The sequence below is a fragment of the Bacillota bacterium genome, from assembly GCA_023511455.1.
Taxonomy (GTDB): Bacteria; Armatimonadota; HRBIN16; order HRBIN16; family HRBIN16; genus HRBIN16.
The window spans coordinates 19,993-46,764 of the sequence record JAIMBJ010000010.1 but is presented as its reverse complement, the minus strand read 5'-3'; the positions used below and the strand labels follow the sequence as shown (position 1 = coordinate 46,764).

The window sequence follows — 26,772 nt, the reverse complement described above, 5'->3', positions numbered from 1 at the left end:
AGGGCGGAGGGAAGACATGTGGATTAGGCTGGTGGTGTTGCTGATTGCGCTTGTCACGAGTGGTAGCGTCTGCGCGTTCGCCCGTGTGCCATCGGATACCGATGCGATATTGCGGTTCGCCTCCGGCACGCTGCAGGGCTGGACGGTCGAGAACGAGCAGACATGGCGAATCAGCCTGAATCCCCCCTTCTTCTCGCCGCAGGGTGTACAACCCGGCTACGTGGTGAACTCGCTGGAAGCTGGCGAAAGCAACACCGGCACGTTGCGCTCCCCTGTGTTCACCATCCGCACGCCCATACAGCGTTTCCTCATTGCAGGGTGGGACGGCACCCGGAACGCCCAGAACGATGGCGACCGCACCTGGGTGCTTTTGCGCTCGCACCCCGACGGCGCCATCCTCCGCCGAGCGCATACGCCCGGCAGTAATACCCTGACGCCGGTGAAATGGGTTACCGCAGACCTTATCGGAAGGCAGGTGTATCTGGAGGTCATCGACGGTAACCCTGTCATTCGCCCCGGTGGCTTCGCGTGGATTGCCTTCGCTGATTACCGACAGGAAGACCCTCCCATCGCCAAACCTGTGGAACGCAACGACCTCTACGCTGTGCCCATCGACGAGGGGGCAGAGATGGTGCTGTGCAGGTCGATACCGTTTCTGGCAGCGGTTCCCGAACGGCGTGGAACATCCCGTCGGCAGGTGGAAGGTCACCGCGAAACCATCCCGATACATGCTCAGGCTGAAACGCTGTATCTGCTGGGTATGATGAATGAAGGCTGGGATTACGGATTGGCGCACTGGGGCGAACACCCCGAACTGCGCGACAAACGCGACGACCTAGTATATGTCGGCACGTCCATTGGCGAACTGCTTATCCACTACGAAGACGGCACAAGCGACAGGGTGCCACTTGTCATCGGGGCGACTGCGTGGTTCGTGGCGCAGTGGGCACACGGTCCCACCCACTCGGTAAGCGTGCCCATCCGCGAGCCTTTCGCCTCGCGCCCGGAATACATGCGCATCCTGCGGCGCGCCCTGCGTCTGCGCGAAAGCGAGGAAGCCGCTACCAACGACCGCCGGCACGCCCACTACTACCTTGCCATTCGCCCTCGCCCCAAACGGATAGAAGCCATCACGGTGATAGACAATCCCGATACGCGCGGACGCCCCCTCATTTCCGCCATCACGCTGGCATCTGCCCAGCCAGAGGCAAACCTGAAGCCCTTCGGTCGGTGGCGCGCGGATGCCGATGACCTCAAACCTGCTTTCGCCTCTTACCGCGTGCCGAACTGGATTGCCGATTTGGACGCACTGGCACGTGCCCTGTATACCTCGACAGAAGACCTCCCGCGCCGAGTGCCGCTACTGCCTTTTCCCAAAGACGCGGATGTAGCCCGTATCCGCTTTCTGGGCGGGCGCGAGGCGGATATGCTCACCAACATCTGGACTGCCAACATCCTGCAGATGATGGAAAAGTTCGAGAGCAGCACGGGCTTTTTCCGTGAAACGGGCAAGGACTGCCCCTGGTACGGCGGCTACAGCGGTATCGGTACCTGGGCGCCCATCGGGGTATACGCCGAGGGGGCATACGGACGCAGTTCGGACCACTACGCAACCCTTGTGTTGCGGTGCGCTTACGATGATGCCCGCCGCACCAACTACGTGGACTTCTGCGATCGATGGCTCTACTTCTACCGCGCCAACCGCGACCCGGCGCAGGGTCCTCCCAACGAACCTCTGGACATTTCACGCTACCCGAAAGATGCACCGCCGCACTGGGCGTTTGTGATGAACGGTCCCTATTCCCTGCCGTGGGCAATCAACGAGATTGACGGCAATGAGGAAATGGAGGGGCATGCCGCAACGATGGTGGGCAGGTGGGTGGCATGGCGGATGCTGGGCGCACCCACAGAGGAATGGTTAACCGCTCCACGCCCACACGTTTACGGCAAAAGCCGCTGGGACTCCACACGCGACGCCGCCGAGTTTGTGTGCTGGTTCATGGACTACACCGGGCGCGACGTGATATTCAGTGAAGGGGAAGTTACAGGCTGGGGAGGGGGACCCCATCTGCCGTTATGTCCGCCCGGAATGAGCAGGGAAACCGACCCTGAGAAGATTCGGCGCAACTACGCGAACGCCGATATGTACGAACCCTACGCCACTTACACCTGCATGGTGGCACTGCGTTGCTCCGCGCAAATCGCTGACGCGTTGGGCGAAAGGGAACTGGCATCCCGCTGGCGCGCATACGCTGACCGCCTGCAGGTTGGCATGGTGCGCCTGTTGAAAGTGGGTGACCATAACAACTTCTGCTGGCGAGTCAGCCCCTACTCGGTGTTGCCGAGCCTGCAGGACTCTCTCGTGCAGGCATGGTTCTCTATCTATCTGGACGGCTACGACCCCGCGCGCTGGAACAGCATGATGACCTCCATCACCCGCAACACGTTGCGCAGGCAGTTGAGTCAGCGGTATGGGCACGCGCCCGTGCTGGCAATGGGCTACGGGCAGGGCTGGCTCAGCCATGCCGCCCTCATGCTGGACGAGATGGACGACGCGGGTAAACTGCTCTGGAACCTCGCCAAATACACCTATGACAAAAACATGGATTACGCCGACCCCCCGCGAGGTATTGAATGGCGAAAGTGGCTGTGGATTATCCCCGAAGGCACATGCATCCTGCCGAACGGGATGTGGTACCGCATCGGCGACCTGAGCAACGGCGCCAATCAGGGACCCGCCATGCACGCTCTGGAAGCCTGCGCCGGGATAGACGATACCAACCCCCGGCATGTGCGCATCCTGCCCCGTGCCCCTTCTCCGCTGAGCGGTATCGAGGTAGACAACTTCCCGGTGCTGATTCCGGCGGAAAAAGGGTTACAGGTCGCTCGCCTGCGCTATTCATGGCGAAAAGAGGGAACATTCACGCTGTCCTGCGACAAACCCATACCCCTCCTGTCGGTGCGGTTGGGTCCCTTCACCAGCGAGGAGGATGCCAGACGATGGCTGCGGACGAATACCCTGCCCGCCGCAGCAAAAACGCGACTACAGGCGTCCGGGCATGCGGACGGCGAGCCAGCGTGGTGGGTGTGGATCGAAGAGATGCGCACAGTGAGCCAGATTCACTGGTCACCAGACCGACGCACCAAAACCAGATAGAAAACCACCATGCCGACAATCAGGCTCACCAGCTGATAGTTCGCGTCTATCTCCGTAATCGTGAAGAAAGAGCGGCTGGGGATAGCGGTTTCCCGAAAGTTTGCCACCACTGCGGTAAAGAAGTTATTCGCCGTGTGCGCCCCCAGTGCCAGCTCCAGGGTGCCAGAGCGCAGGGTGATGAACGCCCAGAAGAATCCGGCGAGGAAATACAGAAGCATCACCTTGACGAAGCCTGCAGTGGTCTCTGGATTCGCCGCGTGGGGTAGGGCGAAGAGCAAACCGTTCAAGATGGACAGCAAAACGGGATGCCGCAAGAGGAAACCCGTTGCCTGCAGCAGGTAGCCCCGATAGATAAGCTCCTCCGTGCCCGCCTGAACCGGTATCAACAGCGCAGCCACCACCAAGAACGGCAAAACCGTCAGCGGTTCGGGGTTTGGCTGATACCTGCCCGGATGCAGCAAGGCTTCTACCAGCCCTGCTACTGCCGCAAGCACAAACCACCCAACGAAGCCCGTTGCCAATCGTTTCCACGATACCTGCGCGTAAGGGGTCACGAGCGTGCGGAAGGGCCTGCCATGCAGCAACCGCACCGCCAATGCGACTGCTGCCAGCCCGGGCGCGAAGCTGAGCAGCAACAGCGCAAGCAGCAGCAGGTCCGCGCGGGCGGGGTCAGGCTCGCGCGACACCAGAGGCACGGCGGTAATCACCTGTCCGCCCATCCAGCAGACAAAAATAAACACAACGCCCGCCACATACCGCCACCACTCGTTCCTGCCCTGGCGGGCTATTTCCAGAAAAGGGCTGGCTCCTTCCATCTCATCCCGACGCCATCGGCGTCCTTTGCATGAAGTCCATCGTCTCTTCCAGTGAGCGCACGCCTGTAGTGGCACCAAGCGCGGTCACACACAGCGCGCCCACTGCGTTGGCGAAGCGACCGGTCTGCTCCAAATCCCAGCCCTTCACCACGCCGGTCAAAAAGCCAGCGGCAAAGGCATCACCTGCTCCCAGCGCGTCCACCGCCTGCACCTGATAGCGCGGGATAGACAGCCTGACGTCCGCGGTGCGGATGTAACATCCACGCTCACCCATCTTCAACCCGACCACCTTCACACCGTGTTCTAGAAACACTTGCGCGATGTCCTCGGGGTCTTCCTTGCCGGTGAGCATCTTCGCCTCTTCGATGCTGGGTATCATGTAGTCCACGTAGGGCAGGCAGGGCTTGACGGTGTTCATCCACCCGCTGCTGGTGTTCCACACCGTGTCGAAGCTGGTGATAATACCCATCTCTTTCGCACGGCGCAGCAGTTCTGCCGTTGGCTCGCCGTCGATGCCGGGCATGACCAGCGCGCCTGCCACATGAAGCACCTTGCTTTGCCGCACGATGTCCATGTCCACGTCTTCCAATCGCAACGCGGCGTTTGCACCGATATAGTGCAGGAACGAGCGTTCGCCATCGCTGTGCACCATCACCATCGTCGCGCTGGTGGCTTCCTTTTCGTCGCGCTTGACGCCGCGCGTGTCGATGCCGTGCTTTTGCAGCACCTGCACCAGAAAGTCGCCAAAGCCGTCGTTGCCCACCTTGCCGATGACGGCGGTGCGGACACCGATTTTCGCCAACGACACGCCCGTGTTCGCAGCGCAGCCACCGCTGTGCAGCTCCATGCGCTCGACCAGCTGGAGCCGACCGCGTTCGGGATAGGTGTCTATTGGCTTGCCAACCACATCGGCAACCAGAATGCCTAGGCAGGTTACCTCGAACATGACTCACCCTCCTTTTACAATGTAATCTGGCAGTGCGTTGTTGTTATCTGGTTATCTCGGAGCAGACAACCGCAAGCCTCATTTACTCATCCGGCAGGCGAAACTGTTCATCGGGAATAACCTCCGGCTCTGGCGGCAGCACAATAACGCCGTAGTTAATGAGCAAAGCGCGGGTCCAGTATACCGTCGCCAGTGCTGCAAAGCCGGCGAACATCAGCGCTACCCCTATGACGCTGAGCACGCAGAAGATTGCCCATGCCGCTATCATCGCGAACATCCCCGCACTGAATGGCAGGTTGCCTATGGTTAAAAGAAGGGAACGTCGAAGCACCCTCCTCAGCCAGCTCGTTTTGGTCTGCTCTGCGGCATACGCCCCGAAGACATGCTCCACCAGCAACGGATACTGATACAGCATGGCGGTTATCCACAGGAGCAAAATGTACAGGATAACCACCCCGAACACACGCATGAACAGCAGATTGCTCTGCAGATAGAGCGCGACGTTTGCCGTGATGACCAGCGTGACAAAGGTCTGGATGACCGCCATCCACAGCGTTTTCCAACCCAATGCGCGCCATGCTTCGACAAAGCACAGCAGAGACGGGTCATCACGCGTCGCCACGCGATACGCTAGATACACACACCCCATCCACACCTCGCCCAGCAGCACCGAGCCTGCGAAAAACACCGCCAGAACCACTATCACCTGTTTTGTAACAGCGGCAAAGTTAATGGCGACCGACGCCACCAACAGTGCGATCAGCCACAGCAGGCTACTTGCCAGGGTCAACCCGAGGCGGTCGTAGGCGTCGCCTGTTGCGCTGCGCAACGCCCGGAAAAAGGTGATGGTGGGAGAAGACGGCTTTTCCATGAGCTTCTACCTGACGGGAGGCTTGACGGTACCCTGTGGGATGATATTCTCGGCGGTGAGCAACACCACATCGCACCACTGCACATAGGGTTTAATACCCTCTCCGGCACGCTGCACCACTCGCAGTTCCAGAACATGAAACCCCGGGGACAACCTCACGGTGCCCATGCGTATCCATCCGAAGCCCTCGCCGTAACCACCGACGGAGACGGTGCTTTCCGGTGGCTGTGGGGCGTTATCGTCGACGCTCCATAGCAGCGGCGAACCGCCTTCCGTGCGGCACGCTACCCACAGGGCATAGTTCCCTTCCTCTCTCACGGCGAACCGATAGCGCAGGAAATAACCTCGCGCGGGTGGGTCGTTGATGTTTTGCAGTCGTACCACCTTACCACCACTTGCCCAGGGCAGGTCTACAATCTCATCGAAGTTGCTTTCGTCCGCCGTTTCCGCTTCCATCCAGAGGTACTGCGATAACCGCTGAACCAGCTCATCCAGTGCCTCACTGGCGAGCAGATAGGCAGTATACACCTGACCAGCCCGGAGGTTATCGCGCGCCTGCTGCCAGCGGAACCGACCTGTCCCTACATCTACCCGACGCGACTCCCCGATTTTGATCAGCCTTGCCAGCTCATTGACTGCGTCCTCGGCAGCTTCCACCGGGAACAGCGTTCCGCTACCGGTAAACACCACCGGCACCGTTGGGAGATTCAACGAGAAATTGCGCCCTTTCCCACTGATTTTGACGGGCGTGCCATCAGGCAGGTGCGCTGTGAACACACGCGGCTCAATCAGGCGGAAATTGACCGGGCGGTCTTTGTCCACCGACCACATGACGTACTGCTCTCCGGTGAGCGTACGGATATGGTAAGCCCGGTAGTTCCGCCCCACGTTCACCATGGCTCCCTCACGCACCGACGGGAGCCACCACACGTCTCCGGGCAGTTTTTTGACCTCGCAGATACCCGATGCAGTCTGAGGGAAGAAAAGCACCTTGGGAGGCAACTGCCATTCCGGTCGTACCAGCACCGTTTGCTGGAAAGAGCGCAACCACTGCAGCGGAGCGTTATCTGTCAACGCCTCAGCCACCCGGAAGAACCAGCCCCGGCTGCCCGCTTGAGCCAGAGCCTCCGCCTCGCTGTGCAGGGTTTGGCTATCTGCGTAGTCTCGCTTCACATCGTGTGCCAGCGCAGCCAGCAGCCATGTGGGGCGTACGCTCTCTGTCGCCTGTCCCATTGCCGGAGCCATACCCTTGACGGCGAGGTTGAAACCGCGCTCCGCAGTAACCACCAGCAACCCCTCTACGCCCGGCTGGTTCTGCGCGAACACATACATCGGGTGGAACCTCTGCCAGCTCAGCAGGACGGGCACATCTGCCAGGTGGCGACGAAGCACCGCCGCCAGGCGGTCAGCCGCTTCCTGCAACGCTTCCCGCCGATACTGGTTTACGTCTCTCCAGTAGGCACAGCGGGTCGCCTCCACCCGACGCAGGTTGCCCGTCGGCAGGTCGTACAGCTGGGGAATACCCTTTTGCCCGCGCCAGAGGGGGATTTGACGTGCGGCTTCGGCAAACGACTCCAGGTTGCGCTCCGAGAGCGCCCACGCGCTCATCAGGTTCTCCAGAGTCTGATACTTGCGCACCAGAAAGGCTTCAAAGCCCAACCGAAACCCCGGCGACGACGGCACGATACCGTCATCTTCTAAAGGGGGTGTCCACCGTCCCAGCGGGTCCGCGAAAAACCGAAGTCCCTTGCCAAATCGCAGTTTGCCCAGAGTCTGCAGCACTCCGTCGCGCCAGGCATCGTAGCTATCCCATACGTCGGGGACGAAGCCGCCGTTGTCCGCCAGAGGGCGATGGGGATAGGCAACCATGATCGCCATGACGCCTTCCTGCAGCTGAAGGGGCAGACGCCCCACCCCCTGCTCCACAGCCACGCGCGTATGGCTGAGGATACTGCCGTCATGGGTGTCGACCACAAATACCTGCGCATGGTCAGCGTATGGCGCGCGGAAAACGACAACCCCACCCTGCGTGATGTTTGCGATACGGTTGGATGCCGGAGCCACCACATACCCCTGCGCGACAGGCAATCCCGCCTCCCCGAGGGAAAGACCATAGCGCATGTTCCGCGACTCCAGCGCATCCACCAGCCTCTGCCAGCGTTCGGCAGGAATGGTCGGCGCCGCGTCGCGAGGCACGATACAGACATCGCTGATGCCTGCCCGCGCCAGTGCATCCAGCAGTTGCTCGTCGCGCTGGAAGTCCGCCTCAGTAGAGTCCGCTCGCAGGGACTGCGGGGTAAACCACACTCCTGCTGGCATGTAGATTTCCCCATCCCACTGGAGGCTGTGCGCAGGCGTCACCTGCCAGCGATGGGTTGCCCCATCGCGGTCTACGAAAACGCCCTGCCCCACTATCAGCCCCTGCGCCTGCACTACCAGAGTAAGTGCAACCAGCGTCAGCGCGAAAACGAACACTCTGGACACACTACTCACCCTTTTCCACGAACTTCTGCATACGCTTTCGCCGTGCGCTGCAGTGGTTCCTGCCAAAAGGTTTTTGCCACCCTGATTGCGAACCATACCGTAGCAGTGGTGGCATCATGATAGAGATACAGGAAGCGTCAGTGACATATCCCAACGGCGTGCACGCGCTCCGAAACATCAACCTGCGCGTGGAGAAGGGGGAGTTTGTCTTTCTGGTGGGAGCCACCGGGGCGGGCAAGTCCACCTTGCTCAAGCTCATCACGCGCGAGGTGTTGCCCTCTCACGGCAAGGTGATTGTGGCTGGACGCAACGTTGCCGAGATACCTCCCCACGAAGTGCCCTACTACCGCCGGATGATGGGAGTGGTGTTTCAGGATTTCGGGCTTCTGCCCAATAAAACCGTGTGGGAGAATGTGGCATTCGCCCTGCGAGTACTGGGGCTTCCACGCAAGGAGATTCGCAAACGCACCGCCAACGCCATCGAGCTCGTGGGGCTTCTGCGCCGGTGCGACAGCTTCCCCGCCCAGCTGTCGGGAGGCGAAGCACAGCGGGTTGCTATCGCGCGCGCCATCGCCAACGACCCGCCTCTGCTTCTGGCGGATGAGCCGACAGGTAACCTGGACCCCGATACCTCGTGGGACATCATGCAGCTGCTCAGCCACATCAACATCCGCGGTACCACGGTGCTCGTCGCCAGCCATGATAAATACGTGATAGACCGAATGCGCAAGCGCGTGGTGATGCTGGATAGAGGTACCATTGTCAGCGACGTTCCGTGTGGGGTGTACACGCATGAACCTTAGCCATGTGGAGTTTCTGGTGGAAGAGGCTCTGGTCAACCTGCGGCGCAACGGCTTGATGACGCTGGCAGCCATCGGCACGGTTGCGCTCGCGCTGGCGGTGTTTGGTGGTTTCGGATTGATCCTGTGGCGACTGGAGAAGCTGGCCAGCAGCCTGCCTCCCAAGTTCGCCATCGACGTGTTCCTGAAGGACAATGTCTCGCGCCAGCGGGCGCAGGAGCTGCAAAAGCAGTTTGAGAAGCACCCCGACATCGCACAGGTAACTTTCAAACCCAAAGAACAGGCATGGCCCGAGTTCCAAAAGGAACTGCAGCAGGAGATTACCGCCGCACTGCCGTATAACCCATTGCCCGACAGCTTCGTCATTCAGGTCAAAGACCCTTCGCGGACAGGGGCGGTCAGCGCATGGCTCAAGAGCCTGCCCGAAGTGGATGCGGTGCGCGACGCGAAGGAAGAGGTGGATATCATCCTGTCGGTGGCAACGGTGGTGCGATGGGTAGGCATCGGCGGTACGGTGTTGCTGCTGATTGCCACCAGCATCATCATCTACAACGCCATCCGCCTCACGGTCTTTGCCCGCCGTCGGGAGATACGCATCATGCAGCTGATTGGCGCAACATCGGCTACCATCCGCACGCCGTTCGTGCTGGAGGGGGTTGTGCAGGGCGTGCTGGGTGCGTGGATTGCCTGTGGGCTGATTTTCGCAGTGTCCAGACTGGTATCTCACTTTGTGATGCGCAAACTGGTGTTCATCGACAGTCTGGGCGGCTCACCGATGCCCGTCTGGGTAGTCTTTCTAGCTCTGACCGTCCTGGGCGCGGCGATAGGGGGTGCAGTCAGCACCCTCTCCGTCCGAAAATACCTGCAAGCAGTGTGAGTCCTGTTGGGGGTGGGTCATGGGGTTAAGATGGGAATGGCTGGTTAGTCTGGTAATTGTTCTGGTGATTGCATCTTTCGCGGTGGCAAAACCGCCGCAGCGTTCGTCTTCGCAACCCTCCAAGCCAGCCGCCGCCAGCAAGACCGAGCTGCAGAAGAAGCTGGCAACGGTGCAGAAGCAGATTCGACAGGCCCGTGCCGAAATCCGACAGATTCGCAAGCGAGAACGCGCTATCACCGCCGACCTGCTGGCTACCGAGCAAGAGCTGGACGTCACCCGCAAGCGATTGCACACGGTGCGCGCCCGATTGAACACCGTAAGGTCTTTACAGCGCAAAACCGCCGCGCGCCTGAAAGAGCTCGAACAGCGCCTGCAGCAACGCCAGCAGCTGCTCGCCCGCCGTGTGCGCGTGGCTTACCAGCAGGGTAACGCCAGCACGGTGCGCGTCTTGCTCGGTTCGCGGGACGTACATGACCTCATCAGCCGCTCGTACGTGCTGGGGCGTATCGCGCGGGCGGACTCGAGGCTGGTGCTCGCCATCCGGCAAGACAAGGAGGAAGTCGCTCAGGCAAAGGCGCAGCTGGACAAGCAGGCACAGGAAATCGCCCAGCTGGAAGCGGAACTGGCGCAGCAAACCTACCGTTTATACCAGCAGACAGAGGTCAAACGGGAAATATTGCAGGACATCGCCCGCGACCGCCAGCTGAAGGAGCAGGCGCTGGATGAATGGGAAGAGGAGTCGCGCCAGATTGCCGCGATGTTGCGGGCGATGGAGCAGACCCCGCGGGGTCAGGCTCGCCTCGCCCGACCGTTCCGCGGGGGGTTCATCCGTCCGGTCAACGGGCCGATTGTATCGGGCTTCGGGATGCGGTTTCACCCCATTTTGAAAGTGAACCGAATGCACAACGGTGTGGACATCGCTGCGCCTTACGGCACCCCGATTAAAGCCGCAGCGGACGGGGAGGTCATCTTCGCGGGATACCGGCGCGGCTACGGTAACACGGTCATTATCGACCATGGCGGGGGCGTGGCGACGCTGTACGCGCACTGTTCCGCGCTGGCGGTGGGCGAGGGTGCGACGGTAAAGCAGGGGCAGGTTATCGGATACGTGGGGGCAACCGGACTGGCTACGGGACCGCACCTGCACTTTGAGGTACGCCGCAACGGCGAACCCGTGAACCCCTTGTAGGCTGTCATCGGGATGACTGAGTACACGAGTACAAAAGTATCTCCTTACGTGTTAGGCTGTCAGTATTTCGGCGCATGTCATCTGCTGGAGGCCATGCGCTCCACCGAACCCCAGACAAGCTGCAATCGGAGGCGTGCTTGATGAGCTATCACATTGAACAACGCTTGGATGAGTTGTTTTCTCCGAAGAATTCAGGGGGAATGCGTGTCTTCCTGTTCGCGAAGTTTTACGAAGAGATGCTGAGGGAATACTTTGAACAAAGTGGTTATCAGGTGCTGCCGGGGAAGCCCAGGATTTTCTGGAGCAAAATCTCCGTTCCGTCCAACGCTCTTAGCGATAACCACAGAAGACTTATCAATAAGCTAAAAACCTTGCGCGAAAGTCGATCCCATTGTACGCCAGATGGGTTGTTTTTATGCGGTAGGGACTACTTTGTATGGGAAGCTAAAAACTGGGTACAGGAACTGTACCCTTCGCCCTTCGCGGATCGCGTCTGGGATTTTGCATGGCTGCTAGCGAAGCAGGCAGACTACAATGGTCGTTCGTATGACTTATCCGGTTTCATCATCTCGTGGTGGGAGCGCGAGAATGGAATGGATGAAGCTTTGGCAGAAGTGCGAAGATGTGTATATCCACTACATGTAGAACTGGTCATCACCAAAGACGTATTGCGTGAATGCATTGAGGCCCAATATGATTGGTACCTGAGTCTTATGGATAGGAAACGGGAAAACATTAACCAGTTCTTCGATGTCCTTCTCGGAAGATAACAAGCCCACAGCTCGCGGCTCTTATCTAACACAGCAAGAACAAAATCAGCCTGCGTCTACTCTCTATGAGGGTGGGCGGATGTTTCCAGCATCTCGGCAGAGGCGCTTAAACGTTGTCCCGACTTTGCCAGCAACAGCCGTTCGTGTAATTGAGCAAAGTAGGCGAGCATCTCCTCTTCACTGAGGTGCGCAAGCTGCTCCTGTCGCGCCTGCTGAGCTCCATGCTGGAGCTGTACGCAGTCAAACTCTTTCGTTTTGCTCATCATCGATGAGTACCTCCACAGGCGTGCGGATGTCTATTGCTCTCCAACCCAACCGCCTGTTTACCTCGTTCGAATACGGTTATAGTTCACGATATGTTTGAAATTCCAGCTGACCACAACATCTACGCCATTTACGGTGGCTACTGCTACATGCAGGGCATCTCCCTGCCATCTCTCGGTAACAACGCCTGCTTCTATATACGCTTTCTGTAAGTAAAAGGCCTCGCTCGTAACCGCTGCAAGTTCGGCAAACGGCAGAAGTGTATAAAAAGCCGCTCGCACATTTTCTGGCGCCCTCGTCACCTCATCTGCAACTAAAGCAGAGGTAACAAGAAACAGCTGTCCCTGTTTTACTTGGTTGAAAAAGAGCTGGCTTCCTGCAGCGAAATCTACGTCTTATAAACCTCCATATACGGATGTGTCAGCATATACTCTAATTCGCATGCATGCCTCCAGCATGATTATAACACACATGAACTGCAAAAAGTTTCAGTTATCCCCACATGTCCCAGATGAGTCTTGCCAGAATGGCTGCCACTGCCCACAGGAAGAACTTGCGGATAAAGGGACTGCCCCGGCGCATTGCCAGCCGACTGCCCAGCCAGCCGCCCAGCACGTTCGCCAGCAGGAACGGTATCGCCAGCAGCCACTGTACGTGCCCCTGCCAGGCGAAGGTCAACAGCGCGGCAAGGTTGGTGGTGGCATTCAGCACCTTCGTATGTGCCGTCGCCGGCAGAAACTCCATACCCAGCAACGTGGTCATGCCGAACATCATGAAGCTGCCCGTGCCCGGCCCGAAGAAGCCGTCGTACGTGCCGACGACCAGCGCGATGAGAAAGGTAACCAGATCCGGGTGGCAACGGGTTAGCGGGCTGCGTCTCTGAAGTCCCAGTTCCTTGCGCCGCCATGTGTATACCCAGACTGCTATCAGCAACACCACCACCAGAGGGCGCATCACCGACACGCTGAGATGCCCTGCCAGCCTCGCTCCCGCCGCTGAACCGACAAACGCTGCCAGAATGGGTATGCGCAGGCTTCGCCAGCGCACATGTCCTCCACGCGCGTATTGCCACGCGGCGATCGTTGTACCACTGATGGAGATGAGCTTGTTGGTTCCCAGCACGCTTGCCGGGTCAAGGTGGGGAAACAAGAGCAAAAGCGCAGGTATCTGGATAAGTCCGCCACCGCCCACAATGGCGTCAAAAAGGCCTGCGCTCCACGATGCCAGACTCATCAGCACATAATGGAGCAGGGGTGTTTCAGGAAGCGGCGACATTATCAGCGCATCCCGTTCGGCTATCGGGCAGCACAAAGCCGAAACGGCTACCCACGTTCAGTTCGCTCTCCACCCATACGCGCCCTCCATGCGCTTCTACCAGATGCTTCACGATGGACAGCCCCAGCCCGGTTCCCCCTTTGGCACGGCTGCGTGCCTTGTCCACGCGGTAGAACCGTTCGAAGATGCGCTCGAGGTGTTCGTTGGGGATGCCGATGCCGGTATCCTCTACCACAATCTCGCTTCCCTCAGGTACCTTTCGTGCGTAGATGCGTACCTGCCCACCTCGCCGGTTGTATTTTATCGCGTTGTCTATCAGGTTCCACAGAATCTGTTCCAGCTGGTCCCTCTGCGCACAGACGATAAAATCCTCCGGCACATCCACAACCAGCGTCACCTCAACCTCTTCCGCCTGCGCCCGGAGCTGGTCTACCAGAGAGTGCACCACACCGCTCAGGTGGATTTCCTGCGCTTGGGGAATGGGACGCGCCTCCGCCTTAGCCAGCACCAGCAGGTCATCGGTCATACGAGTCAGGCGTTCGGTTTGCTGCACGATAGTGTTGAGAAACTTTTGCTGAATAGCAGGGTCGTCCGGCGGCGATTCGAGCAGGGCTTCCGCGTTGGCGCGGATGGAGGCAAGCGGTGTGCGCAGCTCATGCGAGACGTTGGCGACAAAATCGCTGCGAATCTGTTCCAGCCGGCGCAATTCACTGATATCTGTCATCACCACCAGATAATTCGAGACGGCAGCCTGGGGTGCAGTGGGCAGAGGCAGGATGCGCACAAACACCGTTCGGGGATGAGGGTGTGGAAATCGGATCTCCGCATGTTGGGGGCGCTGAGTCTGCACGCAGCGGGTCAACAGCAGGTTGAGGTCGTAACACAGGGTGCGCTGCAACAGGGTCTGTCCCAGTACTCCCCTCCCCAGCAAGCGCGACGCGGCGGGATTTGCGGAGACGATGGTACCTTCTGCGGTAACCAGCAGCACCGCATCCTGCAGGGATTCCATCGTGTAATGGAGCAACGAGCGGTAATGCTGCACTTCGGCTGAGAGGTCTTCGCACCTCCTCTGGAGGGGATCTGTCTGTTCTTCGAGACGACGCAACCTCACCATCAACACCATGACTGCGATGCCCAGAGCCAGCACCAGCAGCCACGGCAACCACGCTATCATATGTCATCCTCGAAACTTGTAGCCAACCCCACGCACTGTCAACAGATACTTCGGCTTGCGCGGATCGGACTCGATTTTTTCCCGTAACCAGTGGATATGCACATCTACCGTACGCTCTTCGATATATCTTTCCTCGCCCCACACACGGTCCAGCAAGGTTTGTCGGGAGAACACCTGCCCCGGGTGCTCCATCAGGAAGCGCAGCAGGTCAAACTCTTTCGGCGAAAGGGACAGCAGAGTGTCGCCCAGCCGGGCTTCGTGGCGCTCCACGTCAAGGCTCAGTTCGCCCGCCTTCAACACGTTTCCCGCCACAGGAACAGCAGCCTTCGCGCGTCGCATCACCGACTTGATGCGCGCTATGAGCTCCCTCATGCTGAACGGTTTGGTCACGTAATCGTCCGCGCCGATTTCCAGTCCCACCACGCGGTCTGTTTCTGCCCCTTTAGCCGTCAGCATGATGATGGGCACGTTGCTGCGCTTGCGCAGAATCTGGCACACTTCAAACCCGCTGCGCGTGGGCAGCATCACATCCAGAACCACCAGGTCCGGGTTCTGTTCGTGAAAAAGCCGCAGGGCATCCTCCGAGTCGGTAGCGGTGACGACCTCAAACCCTTCACGCTGCAGTGCATACTGCAGAGCGTCCAGCAGCGGCTGTTCGTCGTCAACGACAAGGATTTTCATCTGTCCTCCCCCCTTACCCGGAGGGGTTTAATCGGCGATAATCTCCACGTTGGCGCGGGGAACGACCACTTGCTTGCCGTCTTCCAGCTCTGCCTCCAGCACGCGAACCATCGCGCCCGTTGGTATCTCCACCAGCTGTGGCGGTAGAGCGGTTACCGTTGCCAATCTGCCGAAATACGGCTCGCGGATGATTCGCACGTGGCTGCCAATCTCCAGCACCTGCGCTTCGAACGCGGCCCGCGGCAGAGGCTCGTTTGCCAGCTCGGGACGTGGCACAATCACCTCCGGACGAATGACCCCTGCCCGGATCTGCGTTGCGCCGTTGATGGACGCCATTCTGCCCTCCAGACTGCGCAGCAGGTCGAAAGTGCGTTGCGCCATGCGTATCTCACCAAAGCCTTCGGTGAGGATCAGCGTGAGCGGGATGTCCTCGTGCCCCGTGATGGCCACACCGATGTCGTAGCCCAGAAACTCCACCAGGTCGGTATCCAGCGTGCCGCCCACTACGATGCCTACCACCCCCATCTCACCTGCCTTGCGCAGGGCAGAGCCGGAAATAAAGCTGCCCCCCACAATCACCTTGCCAGCAAGGTCGGGGGTAATCATATCGTCGGTAATGGGCTGTTCAGGGCTATCGACGACTACCTTGATTTCGCCCAGGCGCTCACCGCCCACGCCAAAGATACCCTGCACCAGCGAGCCATGGGTCTCCACCACCACTCCCTCTTGCGGAATGACTTCCACCACTTTGCCCGCAATATAGGCTTTCACTTCCAGTGGAGTGGGCTTCTCGCGGATGCCGATGTGTCCGGAGACTTCGGAGATGAGCTCTACCGTGCCTTCAATGGGCGATTTCACCTCGCTGCGGAATAAACCGAATAAACCCCGCGACTCCGCCAGTACCGTGCCCACCTGCACGGTATCGCCCACCTTCACTTTGAGCATTTTAGGCAGTTCATCGGGCTGCACACCCAGCTGTTCTGCCACCCGCACCGTTTGCATGATGCCCGGAATCTCCGCCCGGGCGACAACCGTGTCCGGCATCACCTCCTGCCCTTCCTGCACCATAACTGTTCCCTTCAGGGGCAACCGCCGCGTTTTACGGATAAGGGCATGAGCGCTGACCGCCAGACCGGGAGTATAAGCGGTTCCCAATACCACAACCTCCGGAAAGTGAGCAATTTAACCGTATGCTAGTGTATCGTGAGAGAGGCGGTGTGTCAAGTCAGGCGCTGCAGGGCGATTGTTAAGAAAGTGTTATCGCCTTTCCTGCCGGGTGACCTGCTGTCCGTCGTAGGTGAAAACCATGATGTCGCCATCTACCACCGTTTCCAGATGCACCGGACGGTTCCAGATGGTGTAGATGTTTTTCAATGTCCGCAGGGTGTAGTCCATATCTAACGGTTTGCCGTCGTAGTAGTGTTTAAGGTACAGCTCGCCCCGACGCCCGTAGTCGCCGTCCTCCACCATGACTACCGGCACGCCGAAGTTGGTCATCGAGTCCAGCAGGGTATCGCGCACCTTCTCCCAATCGGTCTCCTGCACGCGCCAGACCAGTTCACCGTCCACCTCTTCCAGCTTGTAGGTGTACAGGTCGAGTTTTTTGACCAGCGATTCGGTGAGATATTTGCGCAGGAAGGTAACGTCGCATTCCATCTCGCGCACTTCCAGCAGCTTCTGCCAGCCTTCTCCGACGGGGCGTGGTTTGGGACGTTGCAGCCAGTCGGTTTCGGGTTCCTCATCTTGTTCGGGTGGCTCGCCGTTCCATCGCCGTTCGATGTCGCGCAGAATCTGGTAGCCGACATAATAGGGGTTCAGACTCATCCGCGAGCCCGGTGATAGCACGCTGGAATGCATCCGGCGGAACTCGATATGCTCGGCGGGAGTTAAGGGCAACGCCTCCAGCACGCGCTCGTGAATCAGCGATGCCCAGCCCTCGTTCATTATCTTGGTGCGGATTTGCGGCAGGAAGTATAGCATCTCCTCGCGCACCATGCCGATGATGTCGCGCTGCCAGTCTTCCAGGTCGCGGGCATAGTCGCGCAGGAACAGCAACAGGTCTTTCTCCGGTTCCGGCGGGATGCGCCTTGTGGTCGGCGGCTCTGGGGTTTCCACCCGCCCGAGAAGGTCATCGAACTCACTGCTGGGGCGGGTAAGGGTCGGCTTTTGCTGGGCGTATTCCTCGGGCGCGCGCCGGCGGTAGGTGGGTTCCACCGGGTCGATATGCTCTTCGATGCTCAGCACCGCGTCCAGAAACTGTTCCACCTTCTGGGGACCGTATTCCATCTCGTACTGGCGGATGCGGTCAGCGTGCAGGCGGGCGCGTTCTACCATGCGCCGGTCGGTATGCGCGAAGTAGGTGTTGTTTTTGAAGAAATCGGAGTGCCCCAGCACGTGCGCCACCACCAGCTTGTTGGCAAGCAACGAGTTGTTCTCCAGCAGAAACGCCTGCGACGGGTCGGTGTTGATGACCAGCTCGTAGATACGGGCGATGTTGTATTCGTACATCGTCTTCTGGCGGTGATAATCGCGCCCGAACGTCCAGTGCGAGAAGCGTGCGGGTAGCCCGTACGCGCCAATCTCGTAGATGATATGCGCAGGCACGAGCTCAAAATGCACGGGGAAGGGGTCTAAACCCAGCTCGTGCACCTTTTCCCACGCCTGCTCGATGAACTTTTCCAGCTCAGCGCGTTCCTGTGGAGTCATGCTGTACCGACCTCCGGGTGCTTGCTGAAGAACCTCTTTAGCGCGGGCCAGACGTCCTCTTTGCTGGTGATACGCACCAACACCACGCGCGGGTCACTGGCGAAACGTTCTTGCAGCGCCTGCCCCAGCGGCGCGAAAGCATCCGCATGCCCCCACAGCTCGTCGGCAATCTCGCCGTAGCCAATCAGGTTGCTGATGGACGCCATCTGCTCGACCAGTTGCACCACCTCGCGGTCGCCCCAGTTGTAACCGTCGGAGAAAAGGAAGGGATAGATGTTCCACTCGCGCGGGTTATAGCGTTTATCGATAATCTCCAGCGCGAGCTTATATGCTTCCGAGAGTTTGGTGCCTCCCGAATCACCCGCTGCGAAGAACTCGTGTTCGTCCACCTCTTTGGCGATGGTATGACAGGTGATAAAGACAATCTCGGTGTTGGTGTATTTGGTGCGCAGGAAGCGCAGCATCCAGAAGTAGAACGAGCGGCAGATGTACGCCTCGAACTCGCCCATGCTGCCCGACACATCGCGCATCGCGAAGATGACGGCGTTGCGCTGCGGCTCGGGCACCACTTCCCACGAGCGGAAGCGACGGTCATCGGCGTGTATCTGGAAGCCCGGTTTGCCTTCCTTCGCGCTGCGCTTGTACGCTTCGATGAGCGTGCGCTTACGGTCGATATTGGAGAGTGGGCCCTTGCGGGCGATGGTGTTGAACTGGGTGGTGTCCGCCATCACCTGCTTGTTGCCCTTTTCCTGCAGGTTGGGCAGGTGCAGGTCTTCGAACACCAGCTCCATCAGCTCCTCGATGGTGAACTCCGCCTCATAGAAGTCCACGCCGGGTTCGGTTCCGGCTTGCTTGCCTGCGCCCTGCCCTTCGCCCTGTTGCCGTCCCAAGATGTCGCCAGGTTGGGTGCCGCCGCTGCCCTGACCCACGCGCTTACCGGCGTTCGGGTCGAAGCGGATACGCGGCAGCTCCAGCCCGCGGATGGGGATTTTCACGATCTTGCCGTCGTGGGCGGTGATGATGTCCTGCTGGCTGATAATCTCGCCCAGGTTCTGTTTAATGACCTCCTTCACCTTTTCGTTATGGCGCTGGCGGTCACGCTCCGCGCGATGGTGCAGGTCCCACGGGTCTTGCGAAAGGATAAAGGGTGGATGATGCCACATCTCCTTCACCTCTTTCTCTCCCCCGCCCCACAGGGGGCGGAGGAGCAAGTTACCGGTTCAGTAAGGTACCCACGTAGCGCATCACCTCGCTGGCGCACACGGGGCAATAACCGTGCTCGGCGCACAGGCGGTCTACCACTTCGTTCATCTTCTTCAGCTGTTCTTCGTTAGGTGTGGCCACCGAAGTGGTAATCTTCACCACGTCCTTGAGGTCAGCAAACAGCTTGCGCTCGATGGCTTCCTTGAGCCGCTCGTCGCTGTTGACGTCGAAGCGGACGTTGCGCCGTGCCAGCGAAGCGACGGAACGCAGGATACCCTCGCGGAACTCGCGTTTGGCGTTCTCCGAGATGCCAATCTGCTCCTCGATGGAGCGCATCAACTTCTCGTCGGGTTCCATATCCTCGCCGGTGATGGGGTCTTTCACCTTGGTGCGGTTGCAGTATGCGTCCACGTTGTCCAGATAGTTGTCCAGCAGGGTCTGCGCCGCTTTCTCGTACGAGTAGACGAATGCCCTCTGGATCTCCTTTTTGGCGAGCTCGTCGTATTCCTTGCGCACTTCGTCGATCAGCCCCAGCAGCTTACGCTTCTCTTCCTCGTTGCTGGTATATTCCGCGAGACCATCGCGCAGGCTGCGCAGCACGTCGATAGGCGTGATGCACGACTTGCCACTGCGGGCAATCGCGCTGGAGATGCGGTTGATGATGAAGCGCGGCGACACCCCCTGCATTCCTTCATCGGGATACTCTTCCTGCAGCTCCTTCAGGTGGCGCTGGTCCCATTCGCCCACCTGCTTCTCGCCGTCATAGAGCTTCATCTTGGTCATCAGGCTCAAGCCACTCTTCTTGGAGGGCTTCAGGCGGCTGAGCACGGCGAACATGCTCGCCACGCGCAGGGCATGCGGTGCGATATGCACCTTTCTCAGGTCCACGCCGTCTTCCTGTACCTCGCTCTGGGCAATGAGCTTCTCGTAGATACGCACTTCATCGCTAACGCGCAGGTTGTAAGGCACTTTGACCACGAAGATGCGGTCAATCATTGCCTCGTTCTCCTTGTTGGAGAAGTAGGCGTTGTACTCGTACTCGTTCGTGTGAGCCACGACGACAAGGTCGCAATAGATGAGTGCGAACCGGGAGGCTTTAATCATCTGCTCGCCGGCAACGGTGTTGAGCTCGTACAGGAACCGCTTGTCCGCTTTGAGCATTTCGATGAACTCCATAATGCCGCGGTTGGCGATGTTCAGCTCGCCGTCGAAGTTGTACACGCGCGGGTCGCTCTCCACCCCGATTTCGGTGAGCATCTGCAGGTTCACGCTGCCCGTCAGTTCCGACACGTCCTGCGACTTGGGGTCGGAGGGCTTGAAGGTGCCGATGCCGATTCGGTTGCGCTCGGAGAAGAAGATGCGTTCGACGGGCACCTGATCGATTTTGCCGTGGAACTCCTCCTTCAGTCGCCAACGACACACAGGGCACAGGTCGCCCTCGATGTAGATGCCGAACTGTCGGCGGAAATCTGCCCGCAGGTCTTCGGGGATGAGGTGTAGCGGTTCCTCGTGCATGGGACAGCCTTTAATGGCGTAGACCGCGCCCTGCTCGGTACGCGAATATCGCTCCAGCCCGCGCTTGAGCATGGTCACCAGCGTGGACTTGCCTCCGCCCACGGGACCCACCAGCATCAGGATGCGCTTGCGCACGTCCAGCCTCTTGGCGGCAGGGGCGAAGTATTCGTCCACAATCTGCTGCAGGGTCTTATCCAGCCCGAAAATTTCCGAACGGAAGAAGCGATACTGCTTCGGACGCCCTTCCGGTTCGTCTACCCCCGCAGCCATAATCATGTCGTATACGCGGGCGTGCGCCAGGTCTGCCACCTGCGGGTTTTTGGTGACAATCTCCAGATAGTCCGCGAACGTGCCTTCCCAGTATAGAGACTGTTCGCTCTGACGCAGCTCCTCCGCCTGTTTCAGGAAATCCGATGGCTTCATGTTGTATCCCGTCTCCTTCCTGCTTGGATTGCCAGTAGTAAAGCAAAACGCCTCGTGCTGCGGAGGTCACACACGAGGCGCTAATGGGACGGGCACAGTGAGGTCAACCGCCGGGAGGCTTCTCCTCCGCTACAGTGCTTTCCTTTGCGCCTGCAGGTGTGTCCTCTGCAGCATGGATAAGGTCAACTGGCTCCTTCTGGATATCCTCTGGGTTGCTCAATTTTCCTCTCCAACAACCTTTCGTTGCACAATGTTCTGTTTAGTAGACTGTGCCGGACATGTGAAAGTTCCGTTTTCGTAGAAACCAGCAGCGGCAGTCACGCACGCAGACAACAGGATTATACCTGTTTTCTACTGTATCTTAATTATTGGTGCAAAGTTTGTCAATCCTTCAGAGCATTTTCCGGTATAAGTGCGGATGCGTCCGCCCCTTTATTACAGGGGCGGACGTGCGGCCACTTACCCGCTCCTGGAAGTGGGCGGATGTGGCGCCTGCACCGCCTGCGCGGTGGTCTGGACGGTGGTGGCATGCACATCCGCAGCGCGGTGCACCTCCGCCTCGCCCAGCTTCTCCGCAATCTCTTCGGGACGATCGGCAATGCGCATCATCTCATCCTTGTCAATGATACCCTTGCGGTACAGCGACAACAGGAACGAGTCCAGTGTGCACATGCCCCACTGCTGTCCCGTCTGGATGGCGGAGTAGATGCTGTAGGTCTTGTGGTCGCGGATCATGTGCTGGATGGCGGGCGTGCAAATCATCACCTCGAACGCAGCGACGCGCCCCGGACGGTCGATACGCGGCAGCAGCTGCTGTGAAATTACCGCCACCAGGTTGGTGGAGAGCTGCACGCGGATCTGCTCCTGCTGGTCCAGCGGGAACACGTCGGTGATGCGGTCTACCGTCTTGGCGGCGCCGGTGGTGTGAAGGGTGGAGAACACCAGGTGTCCGGTTTCTGCCGCCGTAATCGCCGCCTGGATGGTGCGCAGGTCGCGCATTTCGCCCACCAGAATCACGTCCGGGTCCTCGCGCAGGGCGCGCACCACGCCGTCGGCGAAGGTCGGCACGTCCACGCCCACCTCGCGCTGCGAGATGATGGACTTCTTGGGCGCATGGTAGTATTCGATAGGGTCCTCGATGGTGATGATGTGGCAATCACGATGCGTATTAATCCAGTCAATCATCGTTGCCAGAGTGGTTGTTTTACCCGAACCTGTTGGTCCTGTAATCAGGATAAGCCCGCGCGGTTCGTACAGCAGGTCGATCACCTCGCGCCCCAGCCCCAACTCCTCGAAGCTCAGCATCTTGTAGGGGATTAGACGCAGGTTCATGGCGAGCGTGTTCTTTTGCCAGTACGCCGCCACACGGAAACGCGCCTTGTTCTGGTGCGAGATACCGAAGTCGGTGCTGCGGTCGGTCTGCAGCTCCTCCCAGTTGCGGTCGGGGCATATCGAGCGCACCAGTCGTTCGGTATCTGCCGGGGTGAGAACGTCAAACTCCTGTAGCCGATATAACCTGCCATAAATGCGCAGTACCGGTCGCTCACCGGCTATCAGGTGGATATCGGAGGCATCTCGCTCCACCGCCAGGTCCATGAGTTTGTCGATGGTGACCATACCAACACCCTCCTCCTTGTTTTTGTCCCCGTTATCGGGGCGGGCTGATGTGCGACTGTCATCACAATCCAGCAGAGACGCAGGCATCCCCCGGCGATAGCGTCGGGTGGAAAAGCACTCTGCATACACTATAAAAGGAAAGCTCGATGTTGTCAAGCAGTTTGCAACCCTGTTTTGGAAAAGGCGTGTCGAAAAGTTTTTCCGCGCCCCCTCCAAACCGTTGACAAATATGTCTGTATGAGATATAATGATGAACGATATATCGGGAAGCGAGGTATACATCTATGAGCGCGTATGAGCAGATGGTCAAGGGCAATACGCCCATGCTCATCCTGTCGCTGCTGGTGGAGAAGCCGATGCACGGTTACGCCATCGCGAAGGAGATTGGGCAACGCACTGCCGACCTGTTGCGCTTTCGCGAAGGCACGCTCTACCCCACGCTGCACGAAATGGAACAGAAGGGCTGGATCGTGGGCAAGTGGGAGAGCACCGACGGCGGGCGCGAGCGCAAGGTGTATTCCATTACCCCGCAGGGCTTGCGCGAATTGCAGCGACAGCAGCACGCCTGGCAGCGGTTCCGCAACGCCGTTGAGGCGGTGATGCAGCGAAAGTCTCCACCATCGGCAGAGGGAGGGGTCGAGCTATGTACAACCTGATTGAGGATTATCTGGATAGACTGTGCCTGCCGCTGGTGCGTCGACTGTTCTACCATGAACGCCAGCGCATCCGTCAGGAGGTGCGCGACCACCTGCTGGAGCGGGTCGATGAACTCAAATCGCAGGGCGTCAGCGACGATGAGGCAGTGGCGGTCGCCATCAAGCAGTTTGGCTCACCCGAGTGGGTGGGCACGTTGCTGCTGGAGAAGCACACGCAGCGTCCCGTCGTGACCTTGTGGCGGGGACTGGTGCTGGCGGGGCTGACACTGGTCACCGCTTTCCTGCTGACGGTGCCACTTGCGCAGCCGCTCGCGCCGCCCCGTGCGGTCATGCTGCAGGCGGTAGACGCCATGATGTGGACCCTCGGCCAGCTTTCTGGTAGCCTGCCAGAGGCACAGCAGCTGCGGCGCACGTTGCTACAGTCGCGCTTGCCATCGGGATGGTCTATGGGCGTGCCGCCAACAGGCTGGAAGTGGCAACAAGCAGACCCTCCCTTGCAAGCGGTAGAAGGGCTGGTGACACAGCGGTACAGCCAGTGGCTGGGTAAGCGCCTGCGAGACTCCTGGTTAGTTCGTCGTACGATAGGCGTGAGTCTTTCGGCTGGCAAAATACGCCTTCCTGTAGACACCCTGCCTCTAGTTAGCGTCTGTGGGGAATTCGGATGCGTCGGTTTCCCGCGACCATTCGACTCGCGTTCCGTCGACGATGCGATACTCAAGTTCGCCCTGCCCTTGCTGGCGCTGGCGACGCTTGCTGGCTGGCTGACCCGCCGCCTGCGCTGGGCGATTGGCGCCTCGGTCGCCGCAGTGGTACTGAGTTTTCCCGCCACTTTGTTGTTGACATTTAGAATCTCCTCAGCAGAACCTGCAAGGAGCTACGAACAACCGCCCCTCACGCAGGCGGTGCGTTTCATGGAGGACATCGCTGCCCAGAAGGCAACCCTCATCGGCAAAGCGACGCCCATCCTGTCTGCATCCGAGGCAGGTCTTGCCAGCGATGCCGAACGTGCGCAACGTATCCTGCAGCTGGGGCAGCTCTATCGCCACTACGCGAAACAGTACACTGCTGCCTGGCAGCGGTGGAACGACGCCAGCGGGCTGCAGAGGGTGTGGTGGACGTTTTCGTACCATGTGCTGCCGACGTGGTGGAGCCTCCCTGTCGGTCTGCTGGCGACGCTAATGGGCGGCGGCTTGGGCGTGATGGTGCGTGTTTGGGGGTGGCGCATGCGTCACTTCTTGCTTTACCGTTTCGCATAAGGTGCAAAGAAGAACGAAGCCTCCTTCACCTCAGAGGGCATCCCCCTGCTTGGGATGCCCTTTTTTCAGCAGGAAACACTACCCACCGTTTCCGAAAAGATTCCCTAACACTCAAAGGAGGTGTGTGGAGATGCCACCCGACGCGGGCAACGCGCAGGTCCGTTTCGACGTCATCGGCAGGGCGTGGGGGTTGTATCAGAGCCAGCTGGGAATGTGGATAGCCATCAGTGCTCTTGTGCTCATTGTGGGCGCCATCCTGGCTTCCCCTACCTTCGCGATAGGTCTGGCTTCCGAAGGCGGCTCTATGTTCCGCATAGACCCGCTCGGGTTTGTCGTGAATCTCGTGACGGGGACGCTGATGCTCACCGTATCTGCTGCGGTGTTCTATGCCGCGCTGCGGCAGATACGTGAGGGGAGTCTTCGGCTGGAGGCGATGGGCGAGGTAACCCCTGTGCTGGGCAAGGTGATGGTCGCGGCGTTCATCGAGGTGCTACTGACCAGTATCGGTTATGCGCTGTTCATCGTGCCCGGTCTGGTCGTCAGCGGATTGCTGATGTTCGCGCTGCCGCTGGTCGTTGACCAGAAGCTCGATCCCCTCGATGCCATTCGGCGAAGCTTCGACATGCTGAAATCGCAATGGCTGATGGCGACGCTGTTCATCGTGGTGGTCACTATACTGGGATTTGTGGGGCTTATCCTGTGTGGGATCGGCGCCATCTTCACCATGCCGTTTTACTTTCTGAGCATCGCGCTGCTGTATGAGGACTTCGTGCGGGGAGCGGCTGAGGCTTAGAGAGAAGCACGCCTTGCACCACATCAAGCAGAAGGGGGTCTTGTTTGGAGAAGGGACGAGAACTGACATCGGTTCGCGGGATTGTAGCGGGGATTGTGCTGGGTATCGCCGCAGGATTGTGGCTGAACTATAGCGTCACCGAGGCGCATCCGCTCTTTGTCACCGTCTCGTTGGGAGCAGACCTGTTTATCCGCCTGCTGCGCATGATTATTGTACCGCTGGTGATGGCATCGCTGGTGAGCGCAGCGGCGAGCCTGGATACCCGTCATCTCGGGCGGCTGGGCAGCCTGACACTGGTGTATTACACGCTGACCACGCTGCTGGCGGCCGGACTGGGACTGGTCATCGTCCATTGGATACAGCCGGGTGTAGGTGCTGTGCTGCAGTCTGGTGACTTGCCGAAGGAGATTGCCGAAAGAGCTCCTCCGACCTTCACCGACCTCCTGCGCAATCTCATTCCAGCGAACCCTGTGGATGCGATTGCCAGGACCGATATGTTGCAGATTATCAGTTTCAGCTTGATACTGGGCATCGCGTTGAACCTGATGGGCGAGCGGGGCGCCACCGTCCGCCGTTTCTTTGACGAGGTGTTGCAGCTCTCGATGGTGATTGTGGGCTGGGTGCTGCGGTTGCTTCCCGCTGGCGTCGCCCTGCTGCTTGCACGCGCCATCGGTCAGGCAGGCGTCGAGGCGTTTGTTCCGCTGGCGAAATACATGGCGTCCGTACTGGGGGGACTGCTGGTACATGGGTTTGTGGTGCTGCCCCTGCTCGTATGGGTGCTGGGAGGGGTATCGCCCTGGCGTTTTCTGGCGGGCATTTCGTCCGCAATGCTGACAGCTTTCAGCACGAGCTCCAGTGCGGCAACATTGCCCATCACGTTGCGCGCCGTCGAGCAAAGGCTGCACGTGCCCAGCCACATCAGCCGCTTCTGTATTCCTATCGGCGCGACGGTGAACATGGACGGAACCGCGCTTTACGAGGCAGTGGCGGCACTCTTTATCGCGCAGGTGTATGGCATCGCTTTAGACCTTCCGCAGCAGATGGTGGTGTTGTTCACTGCCACGCTGGCGGCGATTGGCGCAGCGGGCATCCCCAGCGCGGGTCTGTTCACGATGGTCATCGTGCTGCAGGCGGTGAACCTGCCGCTGGAAGGCATCGGCATCATTCTGGCAGTGGACCGCGTTCTGGATATGTTTCGCACGATGGTGAACGTCGAGGGTGACGCAGGTGGTGCAGTGATTATGACCAGGCTCACCCATCAAGAGTAAACCGTAGCCCCCGCCCAGTGGGCGGGGGCTAC

Annotated in this window: 22 protein-coding genes; 9 read left to right on the top strand and 13 right to left on the bottom strand. The window is 59.4% G+C overall.

Annotated features, from left to right (window positions below):
- Positions 1 to 16 precede the first annotated feature (16 nt).
- The gene (locus K6U75_07860; protein ID MCL6474950.1) at positions 17 to 3,157 is read left to right on the top strand and encodes a hypothetical protein; all 3,141 of its coding nucleotides are present in this window, start codon (positions 17 to 19) and stop codon (positions 3,155 to 3,157) included.
- On the opposite strand, the gene K6U75_07855 is transcribed toward K6U75_07860, so the two are convergent.
- From K6U75_07855 to K6U75_07840, 4 genes are all read right to left on the bottom strand, one after another.
- Positions 3,121 to 3,972, bottom strand: coding sequence for a CPBP family intramembrane metalloprotease (locus K6U75_07855; protein MCL6474949.1), 852 nt, complete (start codon positions 3,970 to 3,972; stop codon positions 3,121 to 3,123). The genes K6U75_07860 and K6U75_07855 overlap by 37 nt on opposite strands.
- Position 3,973: 1 nt before the next feature.
- On the bottom strand, positions 3,974 to 4,918 hold the full coding sequence (locus tag K6U75_07850) for a sugar kinase (protein MCL6474948.1): 945 nt from the start codon (positions 4,916 to 4,918) through the stop codon (positions 3,974 to 3,976).
- Positions 4,919 to 5,000: 82 nt separating this feature from the next.
- Positions 5,001 to 5,789 (bottom strand): hypothetical protein, encoded by a 789-nt coding sequence (locus K6U75_07845; GenBank protein MCL6474947.1) that lies wholly within the window; start codon positions 5,787 to 5,789, stop codon positions 5,001 to 5,003.
- A gap of 6 nt (positions 5,790 to 5,795) precedes the next feature.
- On the bottom strand, positions 5,796 to 8,273 hold the full coding sequence (locus K6U75_07840) for a hypothetical protein (GenBank protein ID MCL6474946.1): 2,478 nt from the start codon (positions 8,271 to 8,273) through the stop codon (positions 5,796 to 5,798).
- A gap of 116 nt (positions 8,274 to 8,389) precedes the next feature.
- Here K6U75_07840 and ftsE point away from each other — a divergent pair, with 116 nt between their 5' ends.
- The 4 genes from ftsE to K6U75_07820 all read left to right on the top strand — a co-directional run bounded on the left by ftsE (position 8,390) and on the right by K6U75_07820 (position 11,909).
- A complete protein-coding gene (gene ftsE, locus K6U75_07835; protein MCL6474945.1) occupies positions 8,390 to 9,076 on the top strand; it encodes a cell division ATP-binding protein FtsE in 687 nt (228 codons plus the stop codon).
- The gene (gene ftsX, locus K6U75_07830) at positions 9,066 to 9,950 is read left to right on the top strand and encodes a permease-like cell division protein FtsX (GenBank protein ID MCL6474944.1); all 885 of its coding nucleotides are present in this window, start codon (positions 9,066 to 9,068) and stop codon (positions 9,948 to 9,950) included. Before ftsE ends, ftsX begins: the two co-directional genes overlap by 11 nt.
- Before the next feature lie 19 nt (positions 9,951 to 9,969).
- Positions 9,970 to 11,139 (top strand): peptidoglycan DD-metalloendopeptidase family protein, encoded by a 1,170-nt coding sequence (locus tag K6U75_07825; protein MCL6474943.1) that lies wholly within the window; start codon positions 9,970 to 9,972, stop codon positions 11,137 to 11,139.
- A gap of 140 nt (positions 11,140 to 11,279) precedes the next feature.
- Positions 11,280 to 11,909 (top strand): hypothetical protein, encoded by a 630-nt coding sequence (locus K6U75_07820; GenBank protein MCL6474942.1) that lies wholly within the window; start codon positions 11,280 to 11,282, stop codon positions 11,907 to 11,909.
- A 56-nt stretch (positions 11,910 to 11,965) separates the two neighbouring features.
- On the opposite strand, the gene K6U75_07815 is transcribed toward K6U75_07820, so the two are convergent.
- From K6U75_07815 to K6U75_07775, 9 genes are all read right to left on the bottom strand, one after another.
- Positions 11,966 to 12,175 (bottom strand): hypothetical protein, encoded by a 210-nt coding sequence (locus K6U75_07815; GenBank protein ID MCL6474941.1) that lies wholly within the window; start codon positions 12,173 to 12,175, stop codon positions 11,966 to 11,968.
- 490 nt (positions 12,176 to 12,665) lie between these two features.
- Positions 12,666 to 13,448: a TSUP family transporter gene (locus K6U75_07810; GenBank protein MCL6474940.1), complete on the bottom strand. Its 783-nt coding sequence runs from the start codon at positions 13,446 to 13,448 to the stop codon at positions 12,666 to 12,668.
- Positions 13,432 to 14,622 (bottom strand): PAS domain-containing protein, encoded by a 1,191-nt coding sequence (locus tag K6U75_07805; GenBank protein ID MCL6474939.1) that lies wholly within the window; start codon positions 14,620 to 14,622, stop codon positions 13,432 to 13,434. The genes K6U75_07810 and K6U75_07805 overlap by 17 nt, the downstream gene beginning before the upstream one ends.
- A 3-nt stretch (positions 14,623 to 14,625) precedes the next feature.
- The gene (locus tag K6U75_07800) at positions 14,626 to 15,303 is read right to left on the bottom strand and encodes a response regulator transcription factor (protein ID MCL6474938.1); all 678 of its coding nucleotides are present in this window, start codon (positions 15,301 to 15,303) and stop codon (positions 14,626 to 14,628) included.
- A 27-nt stretch (positions 15,304 to 15,330) separates the two neighbouring features.
- Positions 15,331 to 16,458 carry a hypothetical protein gene (locus K6U75_07795; GenBank protein MCL6474937.1) on the bottom strand — a complete coding sequence of 376 codons (1,128 nt, stop codon included), beginning with the start codon at positions 16,456 to 16,458 and terminating at the stop codon, positions 15,331 to 15,333.
- Between the two features lie 102 nt (positions 16,459 to 16,560).
- Complete coding sequence (locus tag K6U75_07790) at positions 16,561 to 18,009, bottom strand: SpoVR family protein (protein MCL6474936.1); 1,449 nt, start codon at positions 18,007 to 18,009, stop codon at positions 16,561 to 16,563.
- On the bottom strand, positions 18,006 to 19,172 hold the full coding sequence (locus tag K6U75_07785; protein ID MCL6474935.1) for a DUF444 family protein: 1,167 nt from the start codon (positions 19,170 to 19,172) through the stop codon (positions 18,006 to 18,008). Before K6U75_07785 ends, K6U75_07790 begins: the two co-directional genes overlap by 4 nt.
- A 49-nt stretch (positions 19,173 to 19,221) precedes the next feature.
- Complete coding sequence (locus K6U75_07780) at positions 19,222 to 21,150, bottom strand: protein prkA (GenBank protein MCL6474934.1); 1,929 nt, start codon at positions 21,148 to 21,150, stop codon at positions 19,222 to 19,224.
- A 459-nt stretch (positions 21,151 to 21,609) separates the two neighbouring features.
- The gene (locus K6U75_07775; protein ID MCL6474933.1) at positions 21,610 to 22,767 is read right to left on the bottom strand and encodes a type IV pilus twitching motility protein PilT; all 1,158 of its coding nucleotides are present in this window, start codon (positions 22,765 to 22,767) and stop codon (positions 21,610 to 21,612) included.
- A 284-nt stretch (positions 22,768 to 23,051) separates the two neighbouring features.
- On the opposite strand from K6U75_07775, the gene K6U75_07770 reads away from it, so the two are divergent.
- The 4 genes from K6U75_07770 to K6U75_07755 all read left to right on the top strand — a co-directional run bounded on the left by K6U75_07770 (position 23,052) and on the right by K6U75_07755 (position 26,740).
- Positions 23,052 to 23,423, top strand: a complete 372-nt coding sequence (locus K6U75_07770; protein ID MCL6474932.1) for a PadR family transcriptional regulator — start codon at positions 23,052 to 23,054, stop codon at positions 23,421 to 23,423.
- On the top strand, positions 23,411 to 24,679 hold the full coding sequence (locus K6U75_07765) for a permease prefix domain 1-containing protein (GenBank protein ID MCL6474931.1): 1,269 nt from the start codon (positions 23,411 to 23,413) through the stop codon (positions 24,677 to 24,679). Before K6U75_07770 ends, K6U75_07765 begins: the two co-directional genes overlap by 13 nt.
- A 130-nt stretch (positions 24,680 to 24,809) precedes the next feature.
- Positions 24,810 to 25,472 carry a hypothetical protein gene (locus K6U75_07760; GenBank protein MCL6474930.1) on the top strand — a complete coding sequence of 221 codons (663 nt, stop codon included), beginning with the start codon at positions 24,810 to 24,812 and terminating at the stop codon, positions 25,470 to 25,472.
- 44 nt (positions 25,473 to 25,516) lie between these two features.
- Positions 25,517 to 26,740: a dicarboxylate/amino acid:cation symporter gene (locus tag K6U75_07755; GenBank protein MCL6474929.1), complete on the top strand. Its 1,224-nt coding sequence runs from the start codon at positions 25,517 to 25,519 to the stop codon at positions 26,738 to 26,740.
- Positions 26,741 to 26,772: the final 32 nt, after the last annotated feature.

What these genes read in the sequence shown, in the direction of transcription:
- K6U75_07780 (MCL6474934.1), bottom strand. Translation starts at nt 21,150, where the DNA reads ATGAAGCCATCGGATTTCCTGAAACAGGCGGAGGAGCTGCGTCAGAGC.
- K6U75_07845 (MCL6474947.1), bottom strand. Translation starts at nt 5,789, where the DNA reads ATGGAAAAGCCGTCTTCTCCCACCATCACCTTTTTCCGGGCGTTGCGC.
- K6U75_07860 (MCL6474950.1), top strand. Translation starts at nt 17, where the DNA reads ATGTGGATTAGGCTGGTGGTGTTGCTGATTGCGCTTGTCACGAGTGGT.
- K6U75_07850 (MCL6474948.1), bottom strand. Translation starts at nt 4,918, where the DNA reads ATGTTCGAGGTAACCTGCCTAGGCATTCTGGTTGCCGATGTGGTTGGC.
- K6U75_07820 (MCL6474942.1), top strand. Translation starts at nt 11,280, where the DNA reads ATGAGCTATCACATTGAACAACGCTTGGATGAGTTGTTTTCTCCGAAG.
- K6U75_07805 (MCL6474939.1), bottom strand. Translation starts at nt 14,622, where the DNA reads ATGATAGCGTGGTTGCCGTGGCTGCTGGTGCTGGCTCTGGGCATCGCA.
- K6U75_07785 (MCL6474935.1), bottom strand. Translation starts at nt 19,172, where the DNA reads ATGTGGCATCATCCACCCTTTATCCTTTCGCAAGACCCGTGGGACCTG.
- K6U75_07815 (MCL6474941.1), bottom strand. Translation starts at nt 12,175, where the DNA reads ATGATGAGCAAAACGAAAGAGTTTGACTGCGTACAGCTCCAGCATGGA.
- ftsX (MCL6474944.1), top strand. Translation starts at nt 9,066, where the DNA reads ATGAACCTTAGCCATGTGGAGTTTCTGGTGGAAGAGGCTCTGGTCAAC.
- K6U75_07825 (MCL6474943.1), top strand. Translation starts at nt 9,970, where the DNA reads ATGGGGTTAAGATGGGAATGGCTGGTTAGTCTGGTAATTGTTCTGGTG.
- K6U75_07775 (MCL6474933.1), bottom strand. Translation starts at nt 22,767, where the DNA reads ATGGTCACCATCGACAAACTCATGGACCTGGCGGTGGAGCGAGATGCC.
- K6U75_07800 (MCL6474938.1), bottom strand. Translation starts at nt 15,303, where the DNA reads ATGAAAATCCTTGTCGTTGACGACGAACAGCCGCTGCTGGACGCTCTG.
- K6U75_07765 (MCL6474931.1), top strand. Translation starts at nt 23,411, where the DNA reads ATGTACAACCTGATTGAGGATTATCTGGATAGACTGTGCCTGCCGCTG.
- K6U75_07790 (MCL6474936.1), bottom strand. Translation starts at nt 18,009, where the DNA reads ATGACTCCACAGGAACGCGCTGAGCTGGAAAAGTTCATCGAGCAGGCG.
- ftsE (MCL6474945.1), top strand. Translation starts at nt 8,390, where the DNA reads ATGATAGAGATACAGGAAGCGTCAGTGACATATCCCAACGGCGTGCAC.
- K6U75_07855 (MCL6474949.1), bottom strand. Translation starts at nt 3,972, where the DNA reads ATGGAAGGAGCCAGCCCTTTTCTGGAAATAGCCCGCCAGGGCAGGAAC.
- K6U75_07770 (MCL6474932.1), top strand. Translation starts at nt 23,052, where the DNA reads ATGAGCGCGTATGAGCAGATGGTCAAGGGCAATACGCCCATGCTCATC.
- K6U75_07810 (MCL6474940.1), bottom strand. Translation starts at nt 13,448, where the DNA reads ATGTCGCCGCTTCCTGAAACACCCCTGCTCCATTATGTGCTGATGAGT.
- K6U75_07760 (MCL6474930.1), top strand. Translation starts at nt 24,810, where the DNA reads ATGCCACCCGACGCGGGCAACGCGCAGGTCCGTTTCGACGTCATCGGC.